We start from the raw sequence: 25145 nt of genomic DNA, 5'->3' as shown, positions 1-25145 counted from the left end.
CTCTACGCGCCGATCGACGCGTTGGTTGGTGGGCATTTCCGCGGCGTTCCTGACTTTCCTCGTCGCGCCCGTCGCCCCCGCTCACGCGGCTCCCGGTGCCCCGGTGCCGGTGCCGTCGTCGAACGGTCTGCCCAACAAGGGTGTGGGCGCGCTCAGTGACGCGGACAAGGACTTCGTCATCAAGGTCCGGCTGGCCGGTCTCTGGGAGATCCCGGCCGGCAACATGGCCCAGGAGAAGTCGAACGACCCGCGCATCGTCAAGATCGGCAAGTCGATCGCCGAGCAGCACGTCACGCTCGACAACCTCGACCGCTCGACGGCCAAGAAGCTGGGCATCGACCTGCCGGCCAAGCCGAACAGCGATCAGCAGTTCTGGCTGCAGGAGATGAGGGACGCGAACGCGACGACCTTCGACCAGATCTTCATCGACCGTCTCCGCGCCGCTCACGGCAAGATCTTCCCGGCCATCGCCACCATCCGGGCCACCACGCGCAACGACTCGGTGCGCAAGCTGGCCCAGGAGACGAACCAGTTCGTCATGACGCACATGACGCTGCTGGAGTCGAGCAACATCGTCGACTACGCGCAGCTTCCCACAGCTCCCGCCCCCGCAAACGCCGGCAAGGGTCCGGTTCCGGTGGACGGGCAGATGCTCGCGGCCGCCAGCAGCAACGGCGGCATCCCGGGCGTCAGCACCACCGTGATCCTGCTCGTTCTCGCCGCCGCGCTCGTGGCCGGCGTCATCACGTCCATGCGCATCTTCCGGTCGCGGTAGCCCCCAGCCGCGTCCCGTCGCGTCAGAGAAAGGTGTCACCCCCATGCGAAGGTCCAAGTACCGGCGCGTATCCAGGAGCAACAACTGGTTCTCCGGCAAGCGTCGCATCATCGCGGTCGCTGCCACGCTGGTGGCCTTCGGCGGCATCGTGACCGTCACCCAGGTCTCCAACGCGAGCACCGACCGGACTCAACGCAAGGCGCTGTCGGCGTGCGACGACATCCAGGCTCCCGCGCGGGCCAAGCTGTCCACCGAGACGCGCAAGGGCACCTACACCACCAACGGTGGCAAGGTGACTCAGCACGCGGACGACGGCGCCGGCGAGACGGTGTCGACCCAGACGCTGCGCACGCGCTGCCGCAACTGGGTGATGAACAACGTCGGCGACACCAAGGACGACGAGACCACCCCGCCGACCGAGGCCGCTTCCACGCCGCCGGCCGCCGACCCGTCCGCGGGCACCGGCGAAGAGGGCCAGGGCGACAACGGCCAGGGCACTGGTGAAGAGGGCCAGGGCAACGGCGAGCAGGGCAACGGCGAGCAGGGCAACGGCGAGCAGGGCAACGGCGAGCAGGGCAACGGCGCCGACCCGTCCGCCGGCACCGGCGAGCAGGGCAATGGCGAGCAGGGCCAGGGCAACGGCGAGCAGGGCCAGGGCAACGGCGAGCAGGGCAATGGTGAGCAGGGCAACGGCGGCGAGAACCAGCCCGACCCCGAGCCGTCCGAGGAGCAGACCACGCCGCCCCCCGGCGCCGGCCTGGGCGTGCTGACCAACAGCTGTGACACCAGCAACCTGACCCCGCACACCGGGTTCCAGGAAGGCAGCCACTGCGTCTCGACCGAGTTCGGTGAGGTCGGCGAGGCCAACGCCAACCCGACGCTGCTGATCACCCGGGCCCCGCGCTCGGTGGGCGTCAACCAGCCGTTCACGCTGACCATCAGCACCCGCAACCTGATCCGTGACCGCTTCCTCGCGGCCGGCGCCGGTGGCTACTACGTGGAGAGCTCGGTCCTGGCCAACGGCCTGGTCCGCGGTCACTTCCACACCGCCTGCCGCATCCTGCCCAACACCAACGAGGCCCCGGCGGCCGACCCGGTTCCCGCGTTCTTCGTGGCGACCGAGGACAGCCGCGGTGGCGCGACCCCCGACTCGATCAACATCCAGGTCCCGGGTCTGCCGAACGCCGGCACCGCGCAGTGCGCCTCGTGGGCCGGTGACGGCTCCCACCGCATCCCGATGATGGTGCGGGCCAACCAGATCCCGGCCTTCGACTCGGTCAAGATCTCTGTTCGCAACGGACGTCGCTGATCCAGGAGCATCGCCGCTCGTAACCCGGAGGCGAACCCGGACGGGACAGGGTCACCGACATGACCCCGTCCCGGACGGGACCCCCCATCGACTCCGGGTGGTCGTCCTTCCCCCTGACGGACGACAGGGCGGCAGCTCCTCGGGCGAACCGGACCAACTCGGGTGTCCGGTAGCCCTTCCGATGGCCCTGACCGGGAGCGCGGTCAGGGCCATCGGCCTGTTCCGGCTCCGGGCAGTGGGCAATCGGCGGACGAAGTGGCAGAGTGAGCCGGTGACCCGCACGTTGACCGCCCCGGAGCGCTACCAGTTCGGCGCCTCGGTCCGCTCGCTGCTGGTTCCCCGCCACGACCCGTGCGGCGTCTTCACCGGTGACGACTTCTGGCTCGCGGCCCGCACCCCCGACGGCCCGGCCACCCTGCACCTGGCTCGACGTGGCCGGGAGCTGGTCGCCACCGGCTACGGCGCGGGTGAGCAGTGGATCGTCGACCGGGCCGACGCGATCGCGGGCCTGCGGGACGACCTCACCGGCTTCGCCGACCTGGTGGCCGGTCATGCGTTGATCAAGCGTCTGGCCCGCACCTTCGAGGGCATCCGGATGCCGTCGACCGGCCTGGTCTTCCGCAGCGTGCTGCGCGCCGTCCTGGAGCAGAAGGTCACCGGCAAGGAAGCCCACCGGGCGTACCGGATGATCTGCCAGAACCTCAGCGAGCCGGCTCCCGGACCGCTCGAGCTGATGCTTCCCCCCGACCCCGCCGTGATCGCGGCCACCCCCTATTGGGTCTTCCATCCGTACGGGATGGAGCAGCGCCGCACCCAGGCGCTGCAACGGGCGGCGGTGGTCGCGGCCCGGCTCGAGGGGTGCGCCCACTCCGCCGAGGCCACGAAGCGGCTGATGGCCCTACCCGGCATCGGTGTGTGGACCGCGGCCGAGGTCGTCCGGGTCGCCTACGGCGATGCCGACGCGGTCAGCGTGGGCGACTTCCACATCCCCAACACGGTCGCGTGGGCGCTGGCCGGCGAGGCCAGGGGCACCGACGAGCGGATGCTGGAGCTGCTGGAGCCGTTCCGCGGCCACCGCGGCCGGGTCTGCGACCTGCTGGCCCACGGCGGCCTCGGTGCCCCCAAATTCGGCCCCCGCATGCCGATCCGGTCGTTCGCCCGGTTCTGAGACACGCGGCCGGGGTCACGCCGCGGCCGCAGCTGACCGGCCTCAGCCCCAGGCGGTCAGGTCGAGATTCCGCGCCAGGTCGTCGGTCAGGCCCAGCAGGTCGGCGAGCAGCGGGTTCTCGCGGCCGGGCCGCCACGCCACGACAGTCGCGGCCTGCTCGCCCTCCAGCGGCACGAAGACCACCCCACCGGCGCGGATGCTGCGGGCCGACCGGGCCAGCCGGGTGATGCCGATCCCGGCCGCGACCAGACCGAGCAGATTGGGTACGCCGGCGGCGCGCTGCACCACCCGGGGCTCGAATCCGGCGGTGGCGAAGTCGCGGTCGTACTTCTCGTGCCAGGGCGGCCACGAGTCGCGCGGGGTGAGCACCCAGTTCTCGCCGGCCAGGTCGCTCAGCCGCACCGACTCGCGGCCGGCCAGCGGGTGCCCGGACGGCATCGCCACGCAGACCGGCTCGGTCACCAGCACCCGGGTTGCCAGGTCGGGCACGCCCGGGGGACGGGTGAACGCGGCGTCGTACCGGCCGTCGCGCAACCCGGCCACCAGCTCCGCGATCGACACGTTGTGGGTGGTCAGCGCGGCGTCGGGGAAGCGCTCCCGCACGGCGCGGACCACCGGCGGGAGCATGTAGTTGGCGGTCGACTCGAGGAAGGCCAGGTCGAGGGTGCCGGCCACCCGGCGTACGTCGGAAACGGCGACCTCGACCCGGTGCAGGATCTCGCGGGCGGACGGCAGGAAGGCCGACCCGGCCGCGGTGAGCCTCGTGCCCCGGCTGTCGCGGTCGAAGAGCCGGACGCCGAGAAGCCGTTCCAGAGCCGCGATCTGCTGCGACAGGGACTGCTGGGCGACGTGCAGCCGCTGCGCCGCCCGGCCGAAGCTCGACTGCTCGGCCACGGCGACGAAGTAGCGGAGATGGCGTAGCTCCAGGCTCACAGCTGAGGACTGTAGCGGTGGCAGGCAGTCGATGTTGGACCGCCGCAACCGCGCGGACCAGGGTGGGGGCATGAAGAACTGGCTCATCACAGGATGTTCGGCGGGCTTCGGACGGGCGATCGCCGAGGCTGCCCTGGCCGCGGGCGACCAGGTGGTCGCGACCGCCCGGCGGCCCGCGACGCTGGCCGGGCTCGGCGCCACCCGGACGGCGGCGCTGGACGTCACCGACGGGCCGCAGGTCGACCGGGTGGTGGCCGAGGCCGTCCGCGATCTGGGCCATCTCGACGTGGTCGTCAACAACGCCGGGCACGGCAGCGTCGGTGCGGTCGAGGAGTTCACAATGGACGAATTGCGGGCGCTCATGGAGGTGATGTTCTTCGGCGCGGTCGCCGTGACCAAGGCGGCGCTACCTCACCTGCGCGCCCGTGGGAGCGGCACGATCGTGCAGATCAGCTCGATGGGCGGCCAGGTGACGATGCCCGGCTTCGGCTCCTACTGCGCGTCCAAATTCGCGCTCGAGGCGGTCTCCGAGGCGCTCGCGGCCGAGGTCGCCCCGTTCGGCGTACGGGTCCTGATCATCCAGCCCGGGGCCTTCCGGACCGAGTTCGGCGGCCCCCGGATGCACCGCTCCCGCACCATCGACGCCTATGCGGTCTCGACCTCGGCCACCCGGTCGGCGGTCGACACCATGGACGGCACCCAGCCGGGCGACCCCGCGAAAGCCGCCGCCGCGATCGTCGAGGCCGTGCACAGCCCGGACGCGCCGCTGCGGCTGGCCCTCGGCGGCGACGCGGTGGACGCGATCGCCGCCGTCCTGCGGCAGCGCGAGACGGAGCTGCGGGCCTGGGAGAAGGTCAGCCGCGGGACCGCTGCCGGCTGACCTCGTAGAGCACGACCGTGGCCGCCGTGGCGGCGTTCAGCGAGCTGGCCGCGCCGGTGATCGGGATGCGGACCAGCACGTCGGCCGCCAATTTCCAGGCCGCGCTCAGGCCGGTCGCCTCGTTGCCGATCAGCAGCGCGGTCGGGCCGGTCAGGTCGTGATCGGCGACGTCGACCGCGCCGTGCTCGTCGGTGCCGACCAGCTGCACGCCGGTCCGCGACGCCCACCGCAGCACCTCGTCCGGTCCCTCGGCCTGGATCACCGGCAGGGCGAAGATCGAGCCCGTGCTGGCCCGCACGGACTTCGGGTCGTACGGGTCGGCGGCGTGCCCGGTGACGACCATCGCGGCCGCGCCGAACGCGTCGGCCGAGCGGATCAGCGTACCGATGTTGCCGGGGGCGCTCGGCCGGTCGAAGACCACCACCAGCAGGTGCGGATCGCCCGACGAGGGCAGCTCGGGCGCGGTGGGCAGACCGACCACCGCGATGAGCTCGGCCGATTCCTTGTCGGCCAGCTCGGCGACCAGCTCGGGCGACATCGCCACCGGGCGGGCGCCGCTGCGGTCCAGGATGTCGCGCGCCCACGACGACAGGGACTGCCGATCGGGGTAGATCAGATCGCGGATCTCCCAGCCGTGGTCGACGGCGAGCGAGATCGGGCGGACGCCGTGGACCAGGAACTCGCCGGTCCGGTGCCGCTTGGTGCGGTTGGTGAGCAACGCCTCCCACTGCTGGAAGCTGGCGTTGCGGGTGCTGACTCGAACGGCCCTGGACACCGCAGCGACGATACCGGGTCACAATTGCTGTGCGAGGAGGTGTACTCCATGCAAACTGGCGGCGTGGCTTTCACCCTGACGATCGACTGTGGCGGCGGCGGCATCAAGGGTTCCGTGCTCGACGAGGCGGGGACCATGCGAGCGCAGCCGTTGCGCGTCCCGACCCCGTACCCGTTGCCGCCCGACCTGTTCGTGAAGACGCTGACGCAGCTCGGCGAGCGGCTGCCGGCCCACGACCGGGTCACCGTGGGCATGCCGGGCATGTTGCGGCACGGCGTCGTCGTGGCCACCCCGCACTACATCACCCGCAGCGGTCCCCGCACCAAGATCGATCCGGAGTTGCAGGAGGCCTGGTTCGGCTTCGACGCGCGGACGGCGCTCGAGGACGCGTTCGGCTGCCCCACGCTGGTGCTCAACGACGCCGAGGTGCACGGGGCCGGGGTGGTCGCCGGCACGGGATGCGAGTTGGTGCTGACGCTCGGCACGGGGCTGGGCTGCGCGCTCTTCGACGGCGGCGCGCTCGCCCCGCACCTCGAGATGTCGCAGGCGCCGGTGCGCTGGGGCATGTCGTACGACACGTACATCGGCGAGCACGAGCGCCGGCGCCTCGGCGACGCGCTCTGGTCGCGCCGGGTGCGCAACGTCGTCGAAGGGCTGCGGCCGGTCTTCCTGTGGGACCGGGTCTATCTCGGCGGGGGCAACTCTCGGCTGATCACCCCTGCCCAGCTCGCCCGGATGGGCGACGATGTGGTCGTGGTTCCCAACACGGCAGGCATCGTCGGCGGCGTGCGCGCCTGGACGCTGGGCACCTCCCGCTGACATGCGCCCGGCCGCGATCCTGCTCGATTTCGGGGGAGTGCTGGCGGACGCGCCGCCCCAGCGCACCGCGCCGCCCGGTCTGGTGCTGCGCATCTTCAACCTGGTGAACGGGGTGCTGACGCCGGGCGAGATCCAGCGGTCGCTGACCGACGGGGCGGTCGCCTACCGAGCCTGGCGCGACGAGGACTGGCCCGACGAGCTGAGCCAGGGCCAGGTGTGGGAGCGGTTCATCCTGCCCGGGTGGCCGCCGGCGGCTCAGGTGCCGGTGCGGGGCGCGGTGCGCAAGCTGAGCTACGAGTGGGCCTGGCGGGACAACTGGGCGCTGCGGCCGGGCATCCCGTCGGCGTTGCAAAAGGCCGCGGACGCCGCGATCCCGCTGGCGGTTGTGTCGAACACGCTGTCGGGCGCGGCGCACCGGGACTTTCTCGACAAGGCGGGGCTCGGGCACTTCTTCGCCGTGCAGGTCTACAGCGACGAGGCGGGCGTGCGGAAGCCGAACCCGCAGATGATCTGGAACGCGACGGACGAGCTGGGGCTGCCGCCGGAGGAGTGCTGGTTCGTCGGGGACACGCCGCGCCGCGACATCGTCTGCGCCCGCCGGGCCGGGGTGGGCCGCGCGGTGCTCATGCCGTCACCGCGGACGTCGCTGGAGCCCGGCGGACCAGCCGCCGACGACGTGGTCGAGGACGGATTCGGCCTGCAGACGCTGCTCGAGAAAAGCCTCTGAAATCCGATTTGTCCCGCGCCGGCCATCCCTAGCCCCCTCCCACCTCGGGGCGTTGTCGGGTGACCTTACGCGGTGTCAAGCGAACGGAGCCGAGTTGTCCACAGCGCGCTTCACACCGTCGTGAGCTGCCAGACCCTCGTACGGCGGGTGTCGACGCTCTCCAGCGAGACCGGCACGGGAATGTCGTAGACCGCCCGCTCGATCAGCCCCGAGTCCGGCAGATAGGCCCGCCCCGGATCCCCCACCAGCACCAGCGACCCCCGCCCGGCCGCCCGCCGCAGGAACGGCAGCACCCGCCCCGCCATCTCGCGGCTGTAGAACACATCCCCGGCCAGAACTACCCCGTACGACTCGTCGCTGTCGAGGATGTCCGCCTCCAGCAGCCGCACCTCGACCCCGTTCACCACCGCGTTCGCCTCAGCCGCGGCCAACGAATACGGGTCGATGTCATTGGCCGTCACCGGCTCCGCCCCCGCTCGGGCCGCCGCCACTGCCACCAGCCCCGACCCGGTCGCCAGATCGAGCACCGACCGCCCCGACACCAGATCGGGATGGTCCAGCACATGCCGGGCCAGCGCCTGCCCGCCCGCCCACGCGAAAGCCCAGAACGGCGGCGGCTGCGAACTCCCGCCCTCCTCGGTCTTCTCCCACAGGGCGATCGGCTCGTCCGCCTGAAACAGCGTGATCTCACCGACGAACGGCACGGGTGCGGGCGTCGTGTTGCCGCGAATGAACTCCAGAAGCACCCATTGATTGTGCCCCGTTGCTCAACTCGGCCTTCGCGGGACCGATGGGACGGCCACTCCCTTCGGAAAAAGGAACGCCCATGCCCCCACGGTGGGTCGCCGCTCTGTTCGGCGGCTGGATGGCCGTGCTCGCAGTGCTCTTCGTCGCGGTTCCGGCCGGGGCCCAGTCGGTGCTGCGCCTGATCGCCGGGGCCACGGCGGTTGTCGTCGTGGGCGTCGGGGTGCGGCTGAACCGGCCGGCCCGCCGTCTGCCGTGGCGGTTGCTGGCCACCGCCATCGCGCTGTCCGCGGTGGGCACCGCCCTCTACCGGGCGCCGGATTCGGTCACCACCCAGGTGCCGGGGCTGGTCATGGCCGGGGCGCTGCTCGCGGTCGCGGCCTATCCGTTGTTCGCCGCCATGCTTGTTGTGCTGCTGCGACGGCGTACGAGGGGAACGCGCGACCGCGCCGCCATGCTCGACTCCCTCACGCTCACCGCCGGAGCCGCGCTGCTGGCGTGGAGCTTCCTGATCGGGCCCGCCCTGGAGCGCGCCGGGGGCAGCCCGTGGACCGCCTTCGCCTTCCCGGTCGGTGATCTGCTGCTGCTCGGCATGCTGACCCGCCTGCTGATCAGCGACCGGCCGGTTCTTTCGGTTCGTCTCCTGGGCGCCGGCGTCGTGTTCTTCCTGCTGGCCGACGCGGGCTACGAGCTGTCGTTGTTCGACGTGCCGGTGGCCGGTCTGGGCCGGTTCGCGCTCTACGCCGCGGCTGGTCTGGCCGCCCTGCACCCGTCGATGGCCGAGCTGGACACGCCGGCCGACCTGCCCGCCCCCGGGCTGGGCCGGGGCCGCCTGGCATTGCTCGGGGCCGCCTCGATGGTGGCCCCGGCCGTCCTCGTGGTGATCATGTTGCGGGAGGCGAAGACCGACCTGACCGTGGTCGCCGCGCTCAGCGCGATCACGTTCCTGCTGGTGCTGGTGCGGATGGCCGGGATCATGACCGGGCACCGGCAGGCGCTGGCCCGCGAGCGGGCGCTCCGCGAGGCCTCGGCCGCGCTCGTCTCGGCGGCCGACACCGATGAGGTCGGCGACGCCGTCCGGACGGCGGTGGCCCACCTGCTGCCCCCGGACACCCCGCACGCCGTCGTGCTGGCCGTGACGATCGAGCAGACCGGCCTGCTCTCCCCGGAGGCGACCACCCAGGCCGCGGTGGACCGCTCGACCGGGACCGCCGCCCGTCTGCTGCCGACCCGGGACGTCGACTGGGCCGTCTCGGTGCGGCTCAACCAGTTCGCCCTGACGCTGCGCTGCCCGATGGTGCTCTCCGACCGGCCGACCGGCGATCCGCTGGTCGGGGTGCTGCACGTCGGCGGTCCCACGCCGGCGCTGGCCGGCCTGCTCCGCGCGATCGAGGTGCTGGCCACCCAGGCCGCCCTGGCCCTGGAGCGGATCGGCCTGAGCCAGGAGGTCATCCGCCGCAACAGCGAGACCTATTTCCGGACGCTCGTGCAGAAGACCTCCGATGTCATCCTCATCGTCGACGAGCAGGACCGGATCCGGTACGCGAGTCCGTCCGCCACCGCCGTCCTCGGGGCGGACCCGACCGGCAACCCGATGGCCGCGGTCATCCACCCGGTCGAGCGGTCCCGGCTGGCCGAGGTGCTGGCCGCGCTGCGCACCGGCGACGGGCTGCAGGAGGGCCTCGACTTCCGGGCGCTGGCCGCCGAGCGGGCCGAGGTCGTGCTCGAGATGCACGGTCAGGATCTGCGCCGCGAGCCGACCGTGGCCGCGCTCGTGCTGACCCTGCGCGACGTGACCGAGCGGCGCCGGCTCGAGCAGGAGCTGACCCACCGGGTGTTCCACGACGCGATGACCGGGCTGGCCAACCGGGTGCTCTTCCACGACCGGCTGGGCCACGCGTTGCAGCGCGGGGCCCGCGACGGCTCGGTGGTCGGCGTCCTGTTCATCGACCTGGACGACTTCAAGAAGGTCAACGACACGCTCGGGCACGCGGCCGGCGACCAGCTGCTGATCGGGGTCGCCCACCGGATCGCCGGCGCCCTGCGGGCCGACGACACCGCGGCCCGCCTCGGCGGGGACGAGTTCGCCGCGCTGGTCGAGAACGTGCAGGACCCCGGGGCGGTCGAGGAGACCGCCCAGCGGATCCTGACCGCGCTGGCCGAGCCCATCCGGATGGACGACGGCTCGGAGCTGACCGCGGTGGCCAGCATCGGCATCACCACCACGCCCGAGGCCGACACTCCGGACGAGTTGCTGCGCCAGGCCGACCTGGCTCTCTATGTGGCCAAGGGTGCCGGCAAGAATCAGTGGCGCCGATACCAGGCCCACCTGCACAGCACGATGGTCGAGCGGCTCGAGTTGCGCTCGGCTCTGGACCACGCCGTGCACGAGGGGCACTTCCTGCTCGCCTATCAGCCGATCATCGAGCTGGCCACGGACGAGCCGGTGGGCTTCGAGGCCCTCGTCCGCTGGCACCACCCGTCCCGGGGGGTGATCGCGCCGGCCGAGTTCCTGGAGGTGGCCGAGGAGAGCGGTCTGGTCGTGCCGATGGGTCGCTGGGTGCTGGACCAGGCCTTGCACACGGTCGCGCAGTGGCGGCGCATCCTGCCGCGCACCCGCCAGCCGTTCGTCAGTGTGAACGTGTCGGTCCGGCAGTTCCGCGAGGGCAACTTCGTGGGTCTGGTGGAGCAGGCCCTGGCCTACGCCGGGGTGCCCCCGCAGGCCTTGATGCTGGAGCTCAGCGAGGGCGTGCTCGACGGCGACCACGAGGCGATGTGGGCCGACCTGGCCGCGCTGCGCGATCTCGGCGTACGGGTCGCGATCGACGACTTCGCGGCGAGCTCGTCCGCGCTGGGCAGCGTACGCCGGCGCCCGGTCGACGTGGTGAAGATCGACAAGGCGTTCGTCGACGGCGTGGTGGACGACCCGCACCAGCTCGCGCTCGTGTCCGGGCTGATCAACCTGGCCCAGGCGCTCGGCCTGACCGTGATCGCCGAGGGCATCGAGGATCCGGCCCACCGCGACCTGCTGGCCCGGCTGGGCTGCCCGCTGGGCCAGGGTTACCTGTATTCGAGCCCGGTCGACGGCACCGAGGCGCTGAGCCAGATCACCGACCGGATGCCGCTGGTCGCCTAGCCCAGAGCTTCGAGCAGGCGGTCGACCTCGTCCGCGGTGTTGTAGTGGTAGATGCTGGCCCGCACCGCGCCGCCGGTCGACCGCAGGCCGGCCGCCTCGAAGTATTCGACCGCGTAGTAGTCGCCGTGCGAGACGCAGATGCCCAGCTCACCGAGGCGCCGGGCGGTGTCGGCGGGAGCCTCGCCGTCGATCCGGAACGAGACCGTCGGGCAGCGCTCGGCGCCGGCCGGGCAGAGGGTCACCCGGTCGTTCGCGGCCAGGCCGTCGAGCAGCCGGGCCAGCAGCCCGTTCTCGTGCGCCTCGGCGGCGGCCAGACCGGCCAGCACGCGACTCCGGCGGTCACCGGTGGCGTCGCTCAGACCGGCTTCGCTCAGGCCGGCGAGGAAATCGACGGCCGCGGTGATCCCGGCCAGCAGCTCGAAGCTCAGCGTCCCGTACTCGAAGCGGTCGGGCGCGCCGGCGGGCGAGGGGATCAGCTTCACCGGGTGCAGCGGCTCCCAGACGGCCGGGTCGGCGACCACGGCCGCGTAGTGCGGCCCCGACCACTTGTAGGCGCTGGTCACATAGAAGTCGGCGCCCAGCGCGGCCACGTCGGTCGGGCGGTGGGCCGTGGCGTGCACGCCGTCGACGTACACCTGGGCACCGGCGGCGTGGGCGAGGTCGGCGATCTCGCGGACCGCGGGCACGGTCCCGGTCGCGTTGCTCGCCGCGGTCACCGCGACCAGGCGGGTGCGTGGACCGATCAGGTCGCGGTACTGCTCGACCGGCAGCTCGCCGGTCGTCAGGTCGACGTCGGCCCACCGGACGGTCGCGCCCGACTGCACCCAGGGCCGGACGTTGGCGTCGTGGTCGAGCCGCGACACCACCACCTCGTCGTCCGGGCCCCAACCGGCCGCCAGCGTGCGCGACACCAGGTAGGTCAGCGCGGTGGCGCTCGGCCCGAACACCACTCCGGCCGGGTCGGCGCCGACCAGATCGGCCACCGCGGACCGGGCGGCCGCGACGATCTCCCCGGAGCGGCGGGCCGGCTCGTGTGCCGTTCCGCGGTTGGACACGGCGGTGCGCATCGCCCCGGCGATCGCCGCGATCACCGGCTCGGCCGGCTGGGTGCCGCCCGCGCCGTCGAAGTGCAGGAAGCCCTCCGCGAGGGCGGGATAGTCCGACCGGATGCGCGCGACGTCGAAGATCATGCTGCGAACCTAGTAGGGATTGCCGGTGCCGGGCAGGCGGCCCTTGAGCAGCCCGCCGAGCCGGCCGGGCAGCGCCGGGTCGCCCGAGAGCGGTGGCCCGCCGTCGTCGTGGGCGCGGTCGGCCATGCCGGCGATCAGCTCCTTGAGGGCGGAGACGGCGTCGTGGCGCGGGTGCCAGCCGAGCTCGGTCGCCGCCCGGTCGCACGACATCAGCGGCGCTTTGAGGCCCAGCTCGACCCAGCCCTGGTCGATCGGCTGCAGGCGCAACCACCAGCTCGCGGCGGCCGCGGCCTTGAGGACAAGACCGGGGACCGGCACCTGTACGCCGTGGAAGGTGCGCGCCGCGACCCGGGGATCCAGCACCGGGCCGGCCGCGATGTTGAAGGCGCCGTGGGCGTCGGACATGATCGCCCGGGCGTACGCGTCGGCCACGTCGTCCGCGTGCACCGCCTGCATCCGCAGCCCCGGATGCGATGGCACCACCGGCAGCCACTGCGGGCGCAGCAGCCAGGCCGGCAACAGCGGCCCCGCGAAGTAGCGGGAGATCTCGGTGCCGACCGCCCGCTGGAAGATCAGCCCCGGGCGCAGCCGGACCACCCGCAGCTGGGGGTGGTCGGCCTCGATCTGGTCGAGCATCCACTCGACGAGTGCCTTGTGCCGGCTGTACGACGACTGCAGCACCCCGGCTCGCGGCCAGCTCTCCCGGACGTACGCGTCCTTGGGCCCCGGCGAATAGGCGCCCACCGACGAGGCGAAGACCAGCGCCGGCACCCCGGCCCGCAGCACCGCCTTGGCCACTGAGCGGCTGCCCAGCACGTTGGTGCGATAGAGCACGCGCTGGTCGTGGTTGGGCTGGATCTGCCAGGCCAGGTGCACCACCGCGTCGGCCCCGGCGAAGACCTCGGCCAGCTGGTCCTCGGCGCCGGTGACGCCGATGTCGACCGAGTGCCAGGTCGCCTTGGCGTAGGCGCCGGTGCGCGACGGCAGCCGCCGGGCCACCCCGACGACCGATACGTCCGGCTCGGCGTTCAGACGGCGCAGCAGGGCGGTTCCGGCGTTCCCGGTGGCTCCGACGATCACAACTCGCATGTCTGTCCGCTACCCGGACGCGGGCGGTTGAACCACCTCGGCCCGGGTACGACGCGACCATGGATCTCGTCGTGAACGGCGTCGAGCACAGCCTCGACCTGGACCCGCGCACCACGTTGCTGGACGCTCTGCGCGAGCATCTGGGCCTCACCGGCGCCAAGAAGGGCTGCGACCACGGCCAGTGCGGCGCCTGCACCGTGCTGCTGAACGGCCGCCGGGTGAACAGCTGCCTGATCCTCGCGGTCACCCTCGACGGCACCGAGGTCACCACCATCGAGGGCGTCGACCACCCGGTGCAGGAGAAATTCCTCGAGCACGACGGGTTCCAGTGCGGCTACTGCACGCCCGGGCAGATCTGCTCGGCCGTCGGGATGCTGGACGAGGTGGCGAAGGGCTGGCCGAGCGCGGTCTCCACCGGCGAGGATCACCTGTCCGACGCCGACATCAAGGAACGGATGAGCGGCAACCTCTGCCGCTGCGGGGCCTACCCCAACATGGTCCCGGCCATCCGGGAGGCGGCGGGGCGATGAAGACGTTCACTTATCGCACCGCCACCGACGTCTCGCAGGGCTTGGAGCCGGGCGCGACCTTCCTGGCCGGGGGCACCAACCTGGTCGACCTGATGAAGCTCGGTGTGGCCACCCCGGACGTCCTGGTCGACGTGACCCGGCTCGGGCTCGACGAGGTCGGCGACCGGCCCGGCGGCGGGCTGCGGATCGGCGCCGGCGTGCGCAACAGCGACCTGGCCGCCGACCCGCGCGTGCGCCGGGACTACCCCGTGCTCAGCCAGGCCCTGCTGGCCGGCGCCTCGGGCCAGCTGCGCAACATGGCCACCACGGCCGGCAACCTGCTCCAGCGCACCCGGTGCCGCTATTTCATGGACGCCACGATGCCGTGCAACAAGCACGATCCCGGCTCCGGCTGCCCGGCCCGCGAGGGCGACCACCGTAACCTGGCCATCCTGGGTGCCTCCCCGTCGTGCGTGGCCACGCACCCGTCCGACATGGCGGTCGCGCTGGCCGCGCTCGACGCCGTCGTGCGGATCAGCGGCCCGGCCGGGGAGCGGACCGTGCCGGTCACCGAACTGCACCGGCTGCCCGGCGACACCCCCGACCGCGACACCGTCCTGGAGCACGGCGAGCTGATCACCGCGGTCGACGTGCCGCCGCTCGGCTTCGCCGCCCGGTCGGCCTATCGGAAAGTGCGCGACCGGGCCTCGTACGCCTTCGCGGTGGGCTCGATCGCCGCCGCGGCGCAGGTCGACGACGGGACCGTGACCGACGTCCGCCTGGCCTTCGGCGCCGTGGCGCACAAGCCGTGGCGGGCCTTCGTGGCCGAGGAGGCGTTGCGCGGACAGCCGGCCACCCGCGAGTCGTTCCTGACCGCGGCGGACGCCGAGCTGGCCGCGGCCGAGCCGCTGCGCGACAACGCCTTCAAGATCGCTCTGATCCGCAACCTGGTCGCCTCTGTGCTGGAGGGCCTGTCATGACGACCACCACCGAACGAGCCGTCGGGCAGCCGATCGGCCGCATCGAGGGACCGGACAAGGTCCGCGGCACGGCTCGCTACGCGGCCGAATACCAGGTGGGAGACGATCTCGCGTACGCCTGGGTGGCGCAGTCGCCGGTGGCCCGGGGCACGCTGACCGGGGTGACCGTCGACCCGCTGGTGGAGGCGGACGACGTACTGGCCGTGCTGTGGCACGGCAACGCGCCGCGCCTCGGTGCGGCCGACGACCCCGAGCTCGCGGTGCTGCAGTCCGACCGGATCAGCTATCGCGGGCAGGCGCTGGCGCTGGTCGTGGCCCGCACGCTGGAGGCGGCCCGCCGGGCCGCGGCGACGCTGTCGCTCGAGATCGACGAGGAGCCGCACGACTGCGTGCTGCGGACCGAGCACCCCGACCTGTACACCCCGGAGAAGGTCAACCCGGCGTTCCCCAGCGAGACCACGTCAGGCGACGTGGAGGCCGCGTTCGCCGCCGCACCGGTCACGGTCGACGTCACCTATCGCACCCCGCCGTTGCACAACAGCCCGATGGAACCGCACGCCACCACCGCGCTGTGGGCGAACGACGACCTGGTCCTCTACGACTCGAACCAGCACCCACCGGGCGTCGCGGCCGCGGTCGCGACGGTCTTCGAACTCCCGCCCGAGCGGGTGCACGTGATCACCGAGCACGTCGGCGGCGGCTTCGGCTCCAAGGGCTCGGCCCGGCCCAACGCGGTCCTGGCGGCCATGGCGGCCAGGGTCACCGGCCGTCCCGTACGCCTGGCCCTGCCCCGCCAGGCACTGTTCAGCATGGTCGGGCACCGCACACCGACGATCCAGCGGGTGCGGCTGGCCGCGTCGTCCGACGGTCACCTGACCGCGATCGATCACCTGGCCGTCTCGCACACGTCCCGGCTGTTCGAGTTCGCCGAGCAGACCGCGGTGTCGACCCGGCACATGTATGCGGCCCCGAACCGCCGTACGGGTCATCGGTTGGTCCGCCTCGACATGCCGACCCCGCGCTGGATGCGCGCGCCCGGCGAGGCGCCCGGCATGGTGGCGCTGGAGTGCGCGATGGACGAACTGGCCGTCGCCCTGGAGCTGGACCCGATCGAGCTCCGGGTGCGCAACGAGCCCACGGTCGAGCCCGAGTCGGGCGTGCCGTTCAGCAGCCGGCACTACGTCGAGTGCCTGCGGCGCGGCGCCGAGCGGTTCGGCTGGGGCGACCGCGATCCCCGCCCGAAGCAGCGGCGTGAGGGCGACTGGTGGATCGGCACCGGGATGGCCGGGGCGACCTACCCGACCATGGCCCAGCCGTCGACCGCCCGGGCCCGCCGGCTGCCGTCCGGCGATTACGAGGTGTCGATCGCGGCCACCGACCTCGGAACCGGCGCCCGCACGATCCTCACGCAGATCGCGGCCGACGCCCTCGGCGTGCCCGTCTCACAGGTGCGGGTGCGCATCGGCGACAGCACCTTGCCCAAGGCCTCGGTGGCCGGTGGCTCGTCGGGCAGCGCCTCGTGGGGCTGGGCCGTGACCGGCGCTTGTCAGGCTCTGCGCTCCAACTCCTCGTCCGACGAGGCCGTCTTCGACAGCACGGAGCTGGTCCAGAAGCAGGAGAAGGACGGCAAGCACGCCTTCGGCGCCCACTTCGCCGAGGTACGCGTCGACGCCGTCACCGGTGAGGTGCGGGTGTCCCGCCTGTTCGGCATGTATGCCGCCGGCCGCATCCTCAACCCGCGCACAGCCCGCAGCCAGTTCCTGGGCGGCATGATCATGGGAATGGGCATGGCCCTGCACGAGGAGGCGGTGCTCGACCCCGCAATGGGCACCTGGGTCAACCACGACCTGGCCGAATATCACGTGCCCGCCCACGCCGACGTCGAGTCGGTCGAGGCGGAGTGGCTCGAGGAGCAGGACGACCAGATCAACCCGATGGGCAGCAAGGGCATCGGCGAGATCGGCATCGTCGGCTCCCCGGCCGCGATCCTCAACGCCGTCTGGCACGCGACCGGGGTCCGCGTCCGGGATCTGCCGGCCCGGCTCGACAAGATCCTGCCGCACCTCTAGGGGCCCGGGCTGCTCTTCCCCGTTGTTGCGGATCAGGGCGCGGCGCCGGTCGATCGTGGTCCCTCAGATCCGGCCCTTCACCTCGGCCTGGCCGGCCGCCTTGCCGGCGTAGATGCGGTCGGCCAGGGCCGGGAACAGGTTGGCGGCGACGATCGCGGCCCGGTACTTCACCGGGACGACCATGCGGCGGCGGGGACGGTTCAGGGCCTTCTCCACCGCGGCGGCGACGATCTCGGGGCCGGGCAGATTGCTGCGGTGCTTGTTGAACGAGGTCGCGATGTAGCCGGGCTCGACGAGGGTGACGCCGATTCCGGTGCCGGCCAGTTCCCGCCGTACGGAATCGGTCATGCCCCGCAAGGCGAACTTGGTCGCCGAATAGGTGCCGCTGATCCCGACCTCGCCCGCCACCGAGCCGATGTTGACGATGGCGCCGGCGTTCTGCGACCGCATGATCGGCACGACCGCGCGCATCAGCCGGATCGGGGCCAGCAGGTTGACCTGGAGCATGGCCTCGACCGACTCGTCGGCGGCCAGAATCGAGGCCGCGCCACCGATTCCGGCGTTGTTGACCAGGCCGTCGATGCGCCCGGTGACCGCCCTGGCCTGTTCCACCAGATTCTCGATCGCGGCCGGATCGCGGACGTCGGTGGGGACCACGACCGCGCCCGGCAATTGTGTGGCGAGTGCCTGGAGTTTGTCGGCGCGACGGGCGGCCAGCACCACTGTCGTGCCGTTGCGGGCGAGCCGTTCCGCCGTGGTACGCCCGATTCCGCTCGACGCGCCGGTCACGATCACCACTGGCATAACGCACTCCTGACAGAAACGGCGCCGCCGGAGATCGACGACGCCGTTCATTCTTGCCGATGAAACTAACGCTTGCTGTGGTACGCCTCCACGATGTGGCTCGGGATGCGACCGCGCTCCGACACCTCGAACCCGTTTTTGTTCGCCCACTCGCGAATCGCCTGGTTCTGGTCGCGGCTCGCGCGGCCCGTGCTCGCCGGCGCCGTGCGTCGCGTCGGGGAGACCACGGCGGTGCGGCCCACCCGGGTGGCCGCACTCAGGAATGGGTCGAGCGCCTTGCGCAACTTCCCGGCGTTCTTCTCGGAGAGGTCGATCGTGTAGTTCACACCGTCCAGTCCGAACTCGACGGTCCGATCGGCCTCTCCGCCGTCGAGGTCGTCGGTCAGAAGGGTTATTACCTGCTTGGCCATGGTGTGCCCCGCTCCTGCAGCGATGTCATTTGAACCACGACAATGCTCATGCCGCTTCGCCGTGAATGTCGATACGGTTGCATTCTGTCTCGCGACAGTTTGAAGTGCAAATTGCGCCCTTCCGCATGTCGCCATTCTGCCCGGAGTTACACCCGTGGAGGTGGGTCGTGGAGCCCTCTTTTCATGCGCGTGAATGTCCTGTAACGTCTCCTGGGAGCGCTCCCATCGTGCCCGTCCCCACGGGATCCCCCTCCCAAGGAGCTCGGAATGAGACGTCTTCTCCGCGCCGCACTGGCCGCCGGCCTGCTGGCGACCACCGCCGTGACCGCCTTCGCCACGGCCGGCCCCGCCTCGGCCGACGCCGAGATCTGCGACCAGTACGGTCAGACCACCATCGGCGGCCGCTACGTCGTGATGAACAACCGCTGGGGCACCTCGGCCCAGCAGTGCATCAATGTCACCGGCAGCGGATTCGCCATCACCAGCCAGCAGGGCGTGGGCAGCACCAGCGGCGCCCCGGTGTCCTACCCGGCGGTCTATCTCGGCTGCCACTACACCCGCTGCTCGCCCGGCACCAACCTGCCGATCCGGGTCAGTGACATCTCCAGCGCCACCAGCAGCATCACCTATCAGTACGTGTCCGGGGCGACCTACGACGCGGCGTACGACATCTGGCTCGACCCGTCACCGAGGACCGACGGGGTCAACGCGCAAGAGATCATGATCTGGTTCAACCGGCAGGGCTCGATCCAGCCGATCGGCTCGGTCGTGGGCAACGCGACGATCGGCGGCCGCACCTGGGAGGTGTGGCGCGGCAGCAACGGTGCGAACGCGGTGATCTCGTACGTCGCGCCGGCCCCGATCACCAGTTGGAGCTTCAGCGTCCTTGACTTCATCCGCGACACACAGAATCGCGGCGCCATCACTAATAGTTGGTATTTGACCAGCATCCAGGCCGGATTCGAGCCGTGGATCGGTGGGGCGGGCCTCGCGGTGACCGATTTCGCCGCCGCGGTTAACGGTGGCGGTCTTCCGCCGACGACCACTCCGCCCACCACCACGCCGCCCACTAACCCGCCGGCATCGAGCGGCTGCCGGATCACCTACGCGACCAACTCGTGGAATACCGGCTACACCGCCAATGTGACCGTGGCGAATACCGGATCGACGGCACTGAACGGGTGGGCGCTCGCCTTCACGCTGCCGGCCGGCCAGACGATCACCAGTTCCTGGAACGCGGCATTGACCGGTTCGAGTGGCGCGGTGACCGCCCGCAACATCGCGTGGAACGGCTCGATTCCGGCCAACGGCAGCACGTCGTTCGGTTTCCAGGCCACCCACGGCGGCTCGGCCACGGCCCCGTCCTCGTTCACCCTGAACGGTTCCCCGTGCACGACCGCGTGACGCTATAGCTCACCCCGATCCCGAGCCGCCTCGTCGCCGATTCTCCGGTGCCGGGGCGGTTCGTCCAATTCTTCAGCCATTCGCCCGCCGCCCGGGACGAATGCTCAGTCGCGGGCCGATCGCGCGGCGTGCGACCCCGCCCGGTCTTGTCTGGTCGGCCGCCCACAACCGCCGAGCCGACGCACGGCGAATTGCCCGGCCGGCTCCTCCCTCGAGCTCCGGTTCGTCGCCCGGCGGTCAGAGAATCCGGGCCCGGTGGTCGCGCGTGATGTCGTGCAGGTCGCAACTCGTTCCGGTCGTGCTCGGGCACAAAACCCACAGCTCCGAGGCCGCGGCCTGATAGAGGCGCAACGGCGAGTCGCCGGACAACCGATCCCGCGAGAACACCGCGCCCCCGCGCCCGGCCGGCCCCGGATAGTGCACCAGCATCTCGTCGAGGTCGTCGGACGGCACTTCGCGGCCCTCACCCACCGCATAGACCGCCCGCCCCTGATAAGCGGGCACGGTGGAGTCGAAAACGGTGAAGCTGACCGCCGGCCGGGCCGCCAGATTGCGCGAATGCTCAGCGTCGGTCCTGGACACCCAGAAGAACTCCCATTCACCGGCCCACGAGAAATACACCGGCCCGACCCACGGCAACCCACCGCGCGAAACCGTGCCCAGAGTCAGATAGCGATTCGCCTCCAGTAGCTCGCGGGCGTGCGCGGCCAGGCCCGGGTGCGGCTCATCGGGTGTCGGCATGCGAGCCAGCCTAGGTGCGGCCGCCTCTCCCCGCGATCCCGTTGAGCCCGGACGCCCCGCGCCTGCGCGCCTCTGCGACGACGCGGGTTGTGCGGCTGCACGGGCTGTCGGCTGCGTTGGGCTGGGCGGGTCACGGGGTCTGCGCGGACTCGAAGGTCAGGCTCACTGCCGTACCCCAGGGCAGCATGACCGCATGGCGGGGTGAGCTGCGCGGGCTGTGCGGCTGTGTGAGCTGCGGGGCGTTGTGGCTGTGCGAGGTCACGGGGGGAGGCGCAGGGCGGCGGGGGCGTGAGCAGGAACGGCGGGGGAGTGCGGAGGGATCGGTGGGAGGCGGCGGTAGGGGGCGCCGGGGGCGGGGCGGGGGTCGGGCTCGCCCTTGTTGGGCCACCCGGCGATGGCCCGCTCGGCGAGCGCGGTGATGGTCAGGGACGGGTTGACGCCCAAGTTGGCCGGGACGGCCGAGCCGTCGATGACGTGCAGGCCGTCGTACCCGAAAACGCGGTGATAGGCGTCGACCACGCCGGACGTGGGGGACGCGCCGATCGTGGCGCCGCCGAGGATGTGGGCGGTCATCGGCATGTTGAAGATGTCGCCGACCGTGCCGCCGGGGAAGCCGCCGATGTGGGTGGCGATGCGCCGGACGGCGTCGTGGCCGGCCGGGATCCAGGTGGGGTTCGGCTCGCCGTGGCCGGGCGCGGTCGTCAGGCGGCCGCGTGAGGTGCGGCGGACGGTGAGCGAGTTGTCGGCCGTCTGCATGACCAGCGCGATGATCGAGCGTTCGCTCCAGCGCCGCACGGACATCGACCTCATCAGCACGTACGGATGGCGCAGGGCCTGCCCGAGGAAGCGCACCGGCCGCGGCACCCGCCCGCCGCCGTCGACCAGCAGCGTGGAGAGCAGCCCCATCGCGTTGCTGCCCGGCCCGTAGCGCACCGGCTCGATGTGGGTGGTCTCGTCGGGGTGGAACGAGGACGTGATCGCCACACCTTTCGAGAACGGCTCGGCGGGCACCGTATCGGCCTGCGCCCCGAGCAGCGCCTCCGAGTTGGTGCGGGTGAGCGCGCCCAACTGCGCCGACAGGGCGGGCAGCACGCCGGTGTCGCGCATGGCGTGCAGCAGCCGCTGCGTGCCGAGCGCGCCCGCGGCCAGGATGACGTCACGCGCGGTGAAGTCGCCCCGCGAGGTGGTGAGCAGCCAGCCGTCGCCGGCCGGGCGCAGGGCGGTGACCTCTGTGGACGGATGCACCACCACCCCGGCCCGCTCGGCCAGGTGCAGATAGTTGACGTCGAGGCTGTTCTTGGCGCCGATCTTGCAGCCGATCATGCAGTTGCCGCACTCGGTGCACCCGGTGCGGTCGGGTCCGGCGCCGCCGAAGAACGGGTCGGGCACCCTCTTGCCGGCCTCGCCGAAGAAGACCCCCACGGGCGTGCGCCGGAAGGTGTCACCCACCCCCATCTCCTCGGCCACCTGGCGGATCACCACGTCGGACGGGGTCATCGTGGGCTGCTCGGTGACGCCGAGCATGCGTGACGCCTGGTCGTAGAACGGGGCCAGCTCGGCCGCCCAGTCGGTGATGCCGGCCCAGTGCCGGTCGGCGAAGAACGTCGGCGGCGGCTGATAGAGCGTGTTGGCATAAACCAGGGAGCCGCCGCCGACCCCGGCCGCCGACAGCACCACGAGGTCTTTGAGCAGGGTGATCCGCTGGATACCACGCAGACCGAGCCGGGGTGCCCAGAGGAAATTGCGCAGATCCCACGATGTCTTCGGCAACGTGTCGCGGGTGAAGCGGCGGCCCGCCTCGAGCACCCCGACGCGATAGCCCTTCTCGGCCAGGCGCAGCGCACTCACGCTGCCGCCGAAGCCGCTGCCCACGATCACGACGTCGTAATCCGCCATGGCCCCACTGTCGCATTACCTGTCGGTAGTCAACAGAGCCCCTGTGGACAACCCGGGAATGTGGATAACTCCGGGACACCGTCGCGACGGGCCTAAAGTCGGCCCACATCCCCGGCGGTGAGGAGGACCTTGAGATGGTGACCCGAGGCGGCGTCCTGGAAAGCGGCGGCGGCATCCGGCAGCGGGTGCACGGCGGTGACCATGGCCGAGACGTCCACCGCGCCGGTCTCGAGCAGGCGGATGGCCTCGACGAAATCGGCCGGGAGATAGGTGGCACTGCCCTGGATGCGCAGCTGGGCGTCCTGGATCAGCGGCAGCGGGATCGTCACGTCGGCCGGCGGCACCCCGACGACCACGACCGTTCCGCCCTTCATCACCATCGCGAGGGCCTGGCTGGTGGTCGACTGCTCGGCGACGCAGTCGAAGACCACGTCGGCGCTCTCGCCCAGGGCGTCACGCACGTCCTCGGCGGCGGTGGGCGAGGTCGCGTCGATCGCCGCGTCGGCACCGAAGGTCAGCGCCCGCTCCCGCGAGGTGGCCGACCGCGCGGTCATCACCACGCGCTTGGCTCCGAGGGCGCGCGCGACCTGCAAGGTCAGGATCCCGATGGTGCCGGCTCCGAGGATGGCCACGGCCTTGTCCCGTACGCCGCCGGTCAGCCCCACGGCGTGCACGGGCGTCCCCAGCGGTTCGATGAAGGCGGCCGTCCGCCAGTCGAGCCCGTCCGGGATCACGTGCAGCCGCCGCTGGTCGATCGTGAAGAGCTCGGCCATGCCGCCCTGGTCGTGCGCGCAGCCGAAAAATCGCAGCCGCTCGCAGACGTTCTGCCGCCCGGCCCGGCACTGCTTGCACTCCCAGCAGGGCAGGAAGGGCTCGAGCGTGACCCGCTGCCCGACCGTCACCGCGGTCACCGCCGACCCGACCGCCTCGACGGTGCCGCACACCTCGTGGCCCGGCGGGTAGGGGAGATCGATGAAGGGATGCGACCCGGCCAGGGCGTGGGTGTCGGAGCCGCAGACGCCGGCCACCGCCGTTCGCACCAGCACGTCACCCGGCCCCGGCCGCGGCACCTCCGCCGCCACCACCGAAACCCCATCACCCGAGACGATCACCCGCTGCATGGTCACGGCAAGACCCTAGACCCCGTGGGGAGCGAGGGGTCATGCTGCGGGAATGCTGTCCTATGCCTCGGGTGTGTCGGAGCTGCCCCTGCTCGGCGAGACGATCGGCGCCAACCTGGAGCGCACGGTCGCGCGCTTCGGCGATCGGGAGGCACTGGTCGACGTGGCCGCCGGGAGCCGGTGGACCTACGCGGAACTCGACGCCGACGTCAATCGGCTCGCGCGCGGTCTGCTGGCCCGGGGCATCGGGAAAGGCGACCGGGTCGGCATCTGGGCGCCGAACTGTGCCGAGTGGGTGATCACGCAGTACGCCACGGCCAAGATCGGCGCGATCCTGGTCAACGTCAACCCGGCCTACCGGACGCACGAGCTGCGCTATGTCATCGAGCAGTCCGGCCTGCGACTGCTGATCAGCGCGGTGTCGTTCAAGACCAGCGACTACCGGGCGATGATCTCGTCCGTGGGCTTCCGCGACGTCGTGTTCATCGGCACGCCGGGGTTCTCCGAGCTGTTCCTCGACGGCGACGGTCCGGACATGTCGGAGCTGGCCTTCGACGATCCGATCAACATCCAGTACACGTCGGGCACGACCGGCTTCCCCAAGGGCGCGACGCTGTCGCACCACAACATCCTCAACAACGGCTACTTCGTCGGCGAGCTGATCAACTACACCGAGCACGACCGGGTCTGCCTGCCGGTGCCGCTCTACCACTGCTTCGGCATGGTGATGGGCAATCTGGCCGCGACCTCGCACGGCGCCTGCATCGTGCTGCCGGCCCCCGGCTTCGACCCGGAGGCCACCCTGGCCGCCGTGGCCTCGGAACGGATCACCTCGCTCTACGGCGTCCCGACGATGTTCATCGCCGAGCTGGGGCTGCCCGGCTTCGCCGGCTACGACCTGTCGACGCTGCGCACCGGCATCATGGCCGGCTCGCCGTGCCCGGTCGAGGTGATGAAACGGGTGGTCGCCGAGATGAACATGAGCGAGGTGGCGATCTGCTACGGCATGACCGAGACGTCACCCGTGTCGACGATGACCCGCCCCGACGACACCCTGGCCCGCCGCACCGAGACGGTCGGCCGGGTCATGCCGCATCTCGAGTCCAAGGTGGTCGACCCGGACACCGGCCGGCCGGTGCCGCACGGCGAACCGGGCGAGCTGTGCACCCGCGGCTACTCGGTGATGCTGGGCTATTGGAACCAGCCGGACGCGACGGCCGAGGCGATCGACGGGGCCCGCTGGATGCACACCGGCGACCTGGCGACGATGGACGACGAGGGCTACGTCAACATCGTCGGCCGGATCAAGGACCTGGTCATCCGCGGCGGCGAAAATGTCTATCCCCGCGAGGTCGAGGAGTTCCTCTACACCCACCCCGACATCGCCGACGTGCAGGTGATCGGCGTGCCCGATGTGAAATACGGCGAGGAGCTGATGGCCTGGGTCGTGATGCGTCCCGGCACGACGCCGCTGACCGCCGACGACGTCCGGGCGTTCTGCGCGGGCAAGCTCACCCACTACAAGGTGCCGCGTTACGTGCATGTTGTCGACGGCTTCCCGATGACGGTGACCGGCAAGGTGCGCAAGGTCGAGATGCGGGAGAAATCGGTCGGCATCCTCGGCCTGCAGGACGCCGCCGCGGTTCGCAACGCCTAGCCGGACTTG

At 71.5% G+C, this 25145-nt stretch carries 22 protein-coding genes; 12 read left to right on the top strand and 10 right to left on the bottom strand.

Translation table 11 applies throughout. The features are described from left to right. Window positions 1-28: 28 nt before the first annotated feature. The 3 genes from NAG42_RS42000 (at window position 29) to NAG42_RS41990 (ending at window position 3252) form a co-directional block, all read left to right on the top strand. Entirely contained in the window at window positions 29-775 is a 747-nt protein-coding gene (locus NAG42_RS42000) for a DUF4142 domain-containing protein (protein WP_308201256.1), read from the top strand. A gap of 43 nt (window positions 776-818) precedes the next feature. Continuing rightward, on the top strand, window positions 819-2084 hold the full coding sequence (locus NAG42_RS41995; protein ID WP_250038119.1) for a Pecanex-like protein 1: 1266 nt from the start codon (window positions 819-821) through the stop codon (window positions 2082-2084). 271 nt (window positions 2085-2355) lie between these two features. After that, a complete protein-coding gene (locus NAG42_RS41990; protein WP_250038118.1) occupies window positions 2356-3252 on the top strand; it encodes a DNA-3-methyladenine glycosylase family protein in 897 nt (298 codons plus the stop codon). 42 nt (window positions 3253-3294) lie between these two features. Here NAG42_RS41990 and NAG42_RS41985 read toward each other — a convergent pair whose 3' ends face one another. Beyond that, complete coding sequence (locus NAG42_RS41985; RefSeq protein ID WP_250038117.1) at window positions 3295-4185, bottom strand: LysR substrate-binding domain-containing protein; 891 nt, start codon at window positions 4183-4185, stop codon at window positions 3295-3297. Between the two features lie 70 nt (window positions 4186-4255). On the opposite strand from NAG42_RS41985, the gene NAG42_RS41980 reads away from it, so the two are divergent. Then, window positions 4256-5065 (top strand): oxidoreductase, encoded by an 810-nt coding sequence (locus NAG42_RS41980; RefSeq protein ID WP_250038116.1) that lies wholly within the window; start codon window positions 4256-4258, stop codon window positions 5063-5065. On the opposite strand, the gene NAG42_RS41975 is transcribed toward NAG42_RS41980, so the two are convergent. Beyond that, window positions 5040-5840, bottom strand: a complete 801-nt coding sequence (locus NAG42_RS41975; RefSeq protein WP_250038115.1) for a TrmH family RNA methyltransferase — start codon at window positions 5838-5840, stop codon at window positions 5040-5042. The genes NAG42_RS41980 and NAG42_RS41975 overlap by 26 nt on opposite strands. 63 nt (window positions 5841-5903) lie before the next feature. On the opposite strand from NAG42_RS41975, the gene NAG42_RS41970 reads away from it, so the two are divergent. Further along, window positions 5904-6659 (top strand): ROK family protein, encoded by a 756-nt coding sequence (locus tag NAG42_RS41970; protein WP_250038114.1) that lies wholly within the window; start codon window positions 5904-5906, stop codon window positions 6657-6659. A gap of 1 nt (window position 6660) precedes the next feature. Continuing rightward, window positions 6661-7386, top strand: coding sequence for an HAD family hydrolase (locus NAG42_RS41965; RefSeq protein WP_250038113.1), 726 nt, complete (start codon window positions 6661-6663; stop codon window positions 7384-7386). 110 nt (window positions 7387-7496) lie between these two features. Here the strand turns inward: NAG42_RS41965 and NAG42_RS41960 are convergent, their stop codons facing one another. Further along, entirely contained in the window at window positions 7497-8132 is a 636-nt protein-coding gene (locus NAG42_RS41960) for a class I SAM-dependent methyltransferase (RefSeq protein WP_250038112.1), read from the bottom strand. A gap of 80 nt (window positions 8133-8212) precedes the next feature. Here NAG42_RS41960 and NAG42_RS41955 point away from each other — a divergent pair, with 80 nt between their 5' ends. Further along, window positions 8213-11266 (top strand): putative bifunctional diguanylate cyclase/phosphodiesterase, encoded by a 3054-nt coding sequence (locus NAG42_RS41955; protein ID WP_250038111.1) that lies wholly within the window; start codon window positions 8213-8215, stop codon window positions 11264-11266. Here the strand turns inward: NAG42_RS41955 and NAG42_RS41950 are convergent. Together NAG42_RS41950 and NAG42_RS41945 are read right to left on the bottom strand one after the other, a co-directional pair. Then, window positions 11263-12456: a cysteine desulfurase-like protein gene (locus NAG42_RS41950; protein ID WP_250038110.1), complete on the bottom strand. Its 1194-nt coding sequence runs from the start codon at window positions 12454-12456 to the stop codon at window positions 11263-11265. The two genes, NAG42_RS41955 and NAG42_RS41950, sit on opposite strands and share 4 nt — an antisense overlap. Before the next feature lie 9 nt (window positions 12457-12465). Continuing rightward, window positions 12466-13545 carry an NAD-dependent epimerase/dehydratase family protein gene (locus tag NAG42_RS41945; RefSeq protein ID WP_250038109.1) on the bottom strand — a complete coding sequence of 360 codons (1080 nt, stop codon included), beginning with the start codon at window positions 13543-13545 and terminating at the stop codon, window positions 12466-12468. A gap of 59 nt (window positions 13546-13604) precedes the next feature. Between NAG42_RS41945 and NAG42_RS41940 the strand changes: the two genes are divergently transcribed. From NAG42_RS41940 to NAG42_RS41930, 3 genes are read left to right on the top strand one after another with little or no spacing between them, the layout of a single operon-like run. Further along, window positions 13605-14075 carry a 2Fe-2S iron-sulfur cluster-binding protein gene (locus NAG42_RS41940; RefSeq protein WP_250038108.1) on the top strand — a complete coding sequence of 157 codons (471 nt, stop codon included), beginning with the start codon at window positions 13605-13607 and terminating at the stop codon, window positions 14073-14075. Further along, window positions 14072-15034 carry an FAD binding domain-containing protein gene (locus NAG42_RS41935; RefSeq protein WP_250038107.1) on the top strand — a complete coding sequence of 321 codons (963 nt, stop codon included), beginning with the start codon at window positions 14072-14074 and terminating at the stop codon, window positions 15032-15034. The genes NAG42_RS41940 and NAG42_RS41935 overlap by 4 nt, the downstream gene beginning before the upstream one ends. Next, window positions 15031-17103 carry a xanthine dehydrogenase family protein molybdopterin-binding subunit gene (locus NAG42_RS41930; RefSeq protein ID WP_250038106.1) on the top strand — a complete coding sequence of 691 codons (2073 nt, stop codon included), beginning with the start codon at window positions 15031-15033 and terminating at the stop codon, window positions 17101-17103. Before NAG42_RS41935 ends, NAG42_RS41930 begins: the two co-directional genes overlap by 4 nt. 63 nt (window positions 17104-17166) lie before the next feature. Here NAG42_RS41930 and NAG42_RS41925 read toward each other — a convergent pair whose 3' ends face one another. Both NAG42_RS41925 and NAG42_RS41920 read right to left on the bottom strand, forming a co-directional pair. Next, window positions 17167-17907, bottom strand: coding sequence for an SDR family NAD(P)-dependent oxidoreductase (locus tag NAG42_RS41925; RefSeq protein WP_250038105.1), 741 nt, complete (start codon window positions 17905-17907; stop codon window positions 17167-17169). Window positions 17908-17972: 65 nt separating this feature from the next. Then, window positions 17973-18317, bottom strand: a complete 345-nt coding sequence (locus tag NAG42_RS41920) for a histone-like nucleoid-structuring protein Lsr2 (RefSeq protein ID WP_250038104.1) — start codon at window positions 18315-18317, stop codon at window positions 17973-17975. A gap of 267 nt (window positions 18318-18584) precedes the next feature. Here NAG42_RS41920 and NAG42_RS41915 point away from each other — a divergent pair, with 267 nt between their 5' ends. After that, a complete protein-coding gene (locus tag NAG42_RS41915) occupies window positions 18585-19721 on the top strand; it encodes a glycoside hydrolase family 12 protein (protein WP_250038103.1) in 1137 nt (378 codons plus the stop codon). Window positions 19722-19958: 237 nt separating this feature from the next. Here NAG42_RS41915 and NAG42_RS41910 read toward each other — a convergent pair whose 3' ends face one another. The 3 genes from NAG42_RS41910 to NAG42_RS41900 form a co-directional block, all read right to left on the bottom strand. Beyond that, the gene (locus NAG42_RS41910; protein WP_250038102.1) at window positions 19959-20462 is read right to left on the bottom strand and encodes a pyridoxamine 5'-phosphate oxidase family protein; all 504 of its coding nucleotides are present in this window, start codon (window positions 20460-20462) and stop codon (window positions 19959-19961) included. A gap of 258 nt (window positions 20463-20720) precedes the next feature. Continuing rightward, window positions 20721-22358 (bottom strand): GMC oxidoreductase, encoded by a 1638-nt coding sequence (locus tag NAG42_RS41905; RefSeq protein WP_250038101.1) that lies wholly within the window; start codon window positions 22356-22358, stop codon window positions 20721-20723. A gap of 92 nt (window positions 22359-22450) precedes the next feature. Continuing rightward, a complete protein-coding gene (locus NAG42_RS41900) occupies window positions 22451-23479 on the bottom strand; it encodes a zinc-dependent alcohol dehydrogenase (protein ID WP_250038196.1) in 1029 nt (342 codons plus the stop codon). A gap of 52 nt (window positions 23480-23531) precedes the next feature. On the opposite strand from NAG42_RS41900, the gene NAG42_RS41895 reads away from it, so the two are divergent. Then, window positions 23532-25136 (top strand): AMP-binding protein, encoded by a 1605-nt coding sequence (locus tag NAG42_RS41895; RefSeq protein WP_250038100.1) that lies wholly within the window; start codon window positions 23532-23534, stop codon window positions 25134-25136. The last annotated feature ends 9 nt before the right edge of the window (window positions 25137-25145 follow it).

Origin of the sequence: Paractinoplanes maris (genome assembly GCF_023544465.1) — a bacterium.
Classification (GTDB): Bacteria; Actinomycetota; Actinomycetes; order Mycobacteriales; family Micromonosporaceae; genus Actinoplanes; species Actinoplanes maris.
Note: the sequence above shows the minus strand (reverse complement) of the source record. Positions and strands in the feature narration are given on the sequence as shown.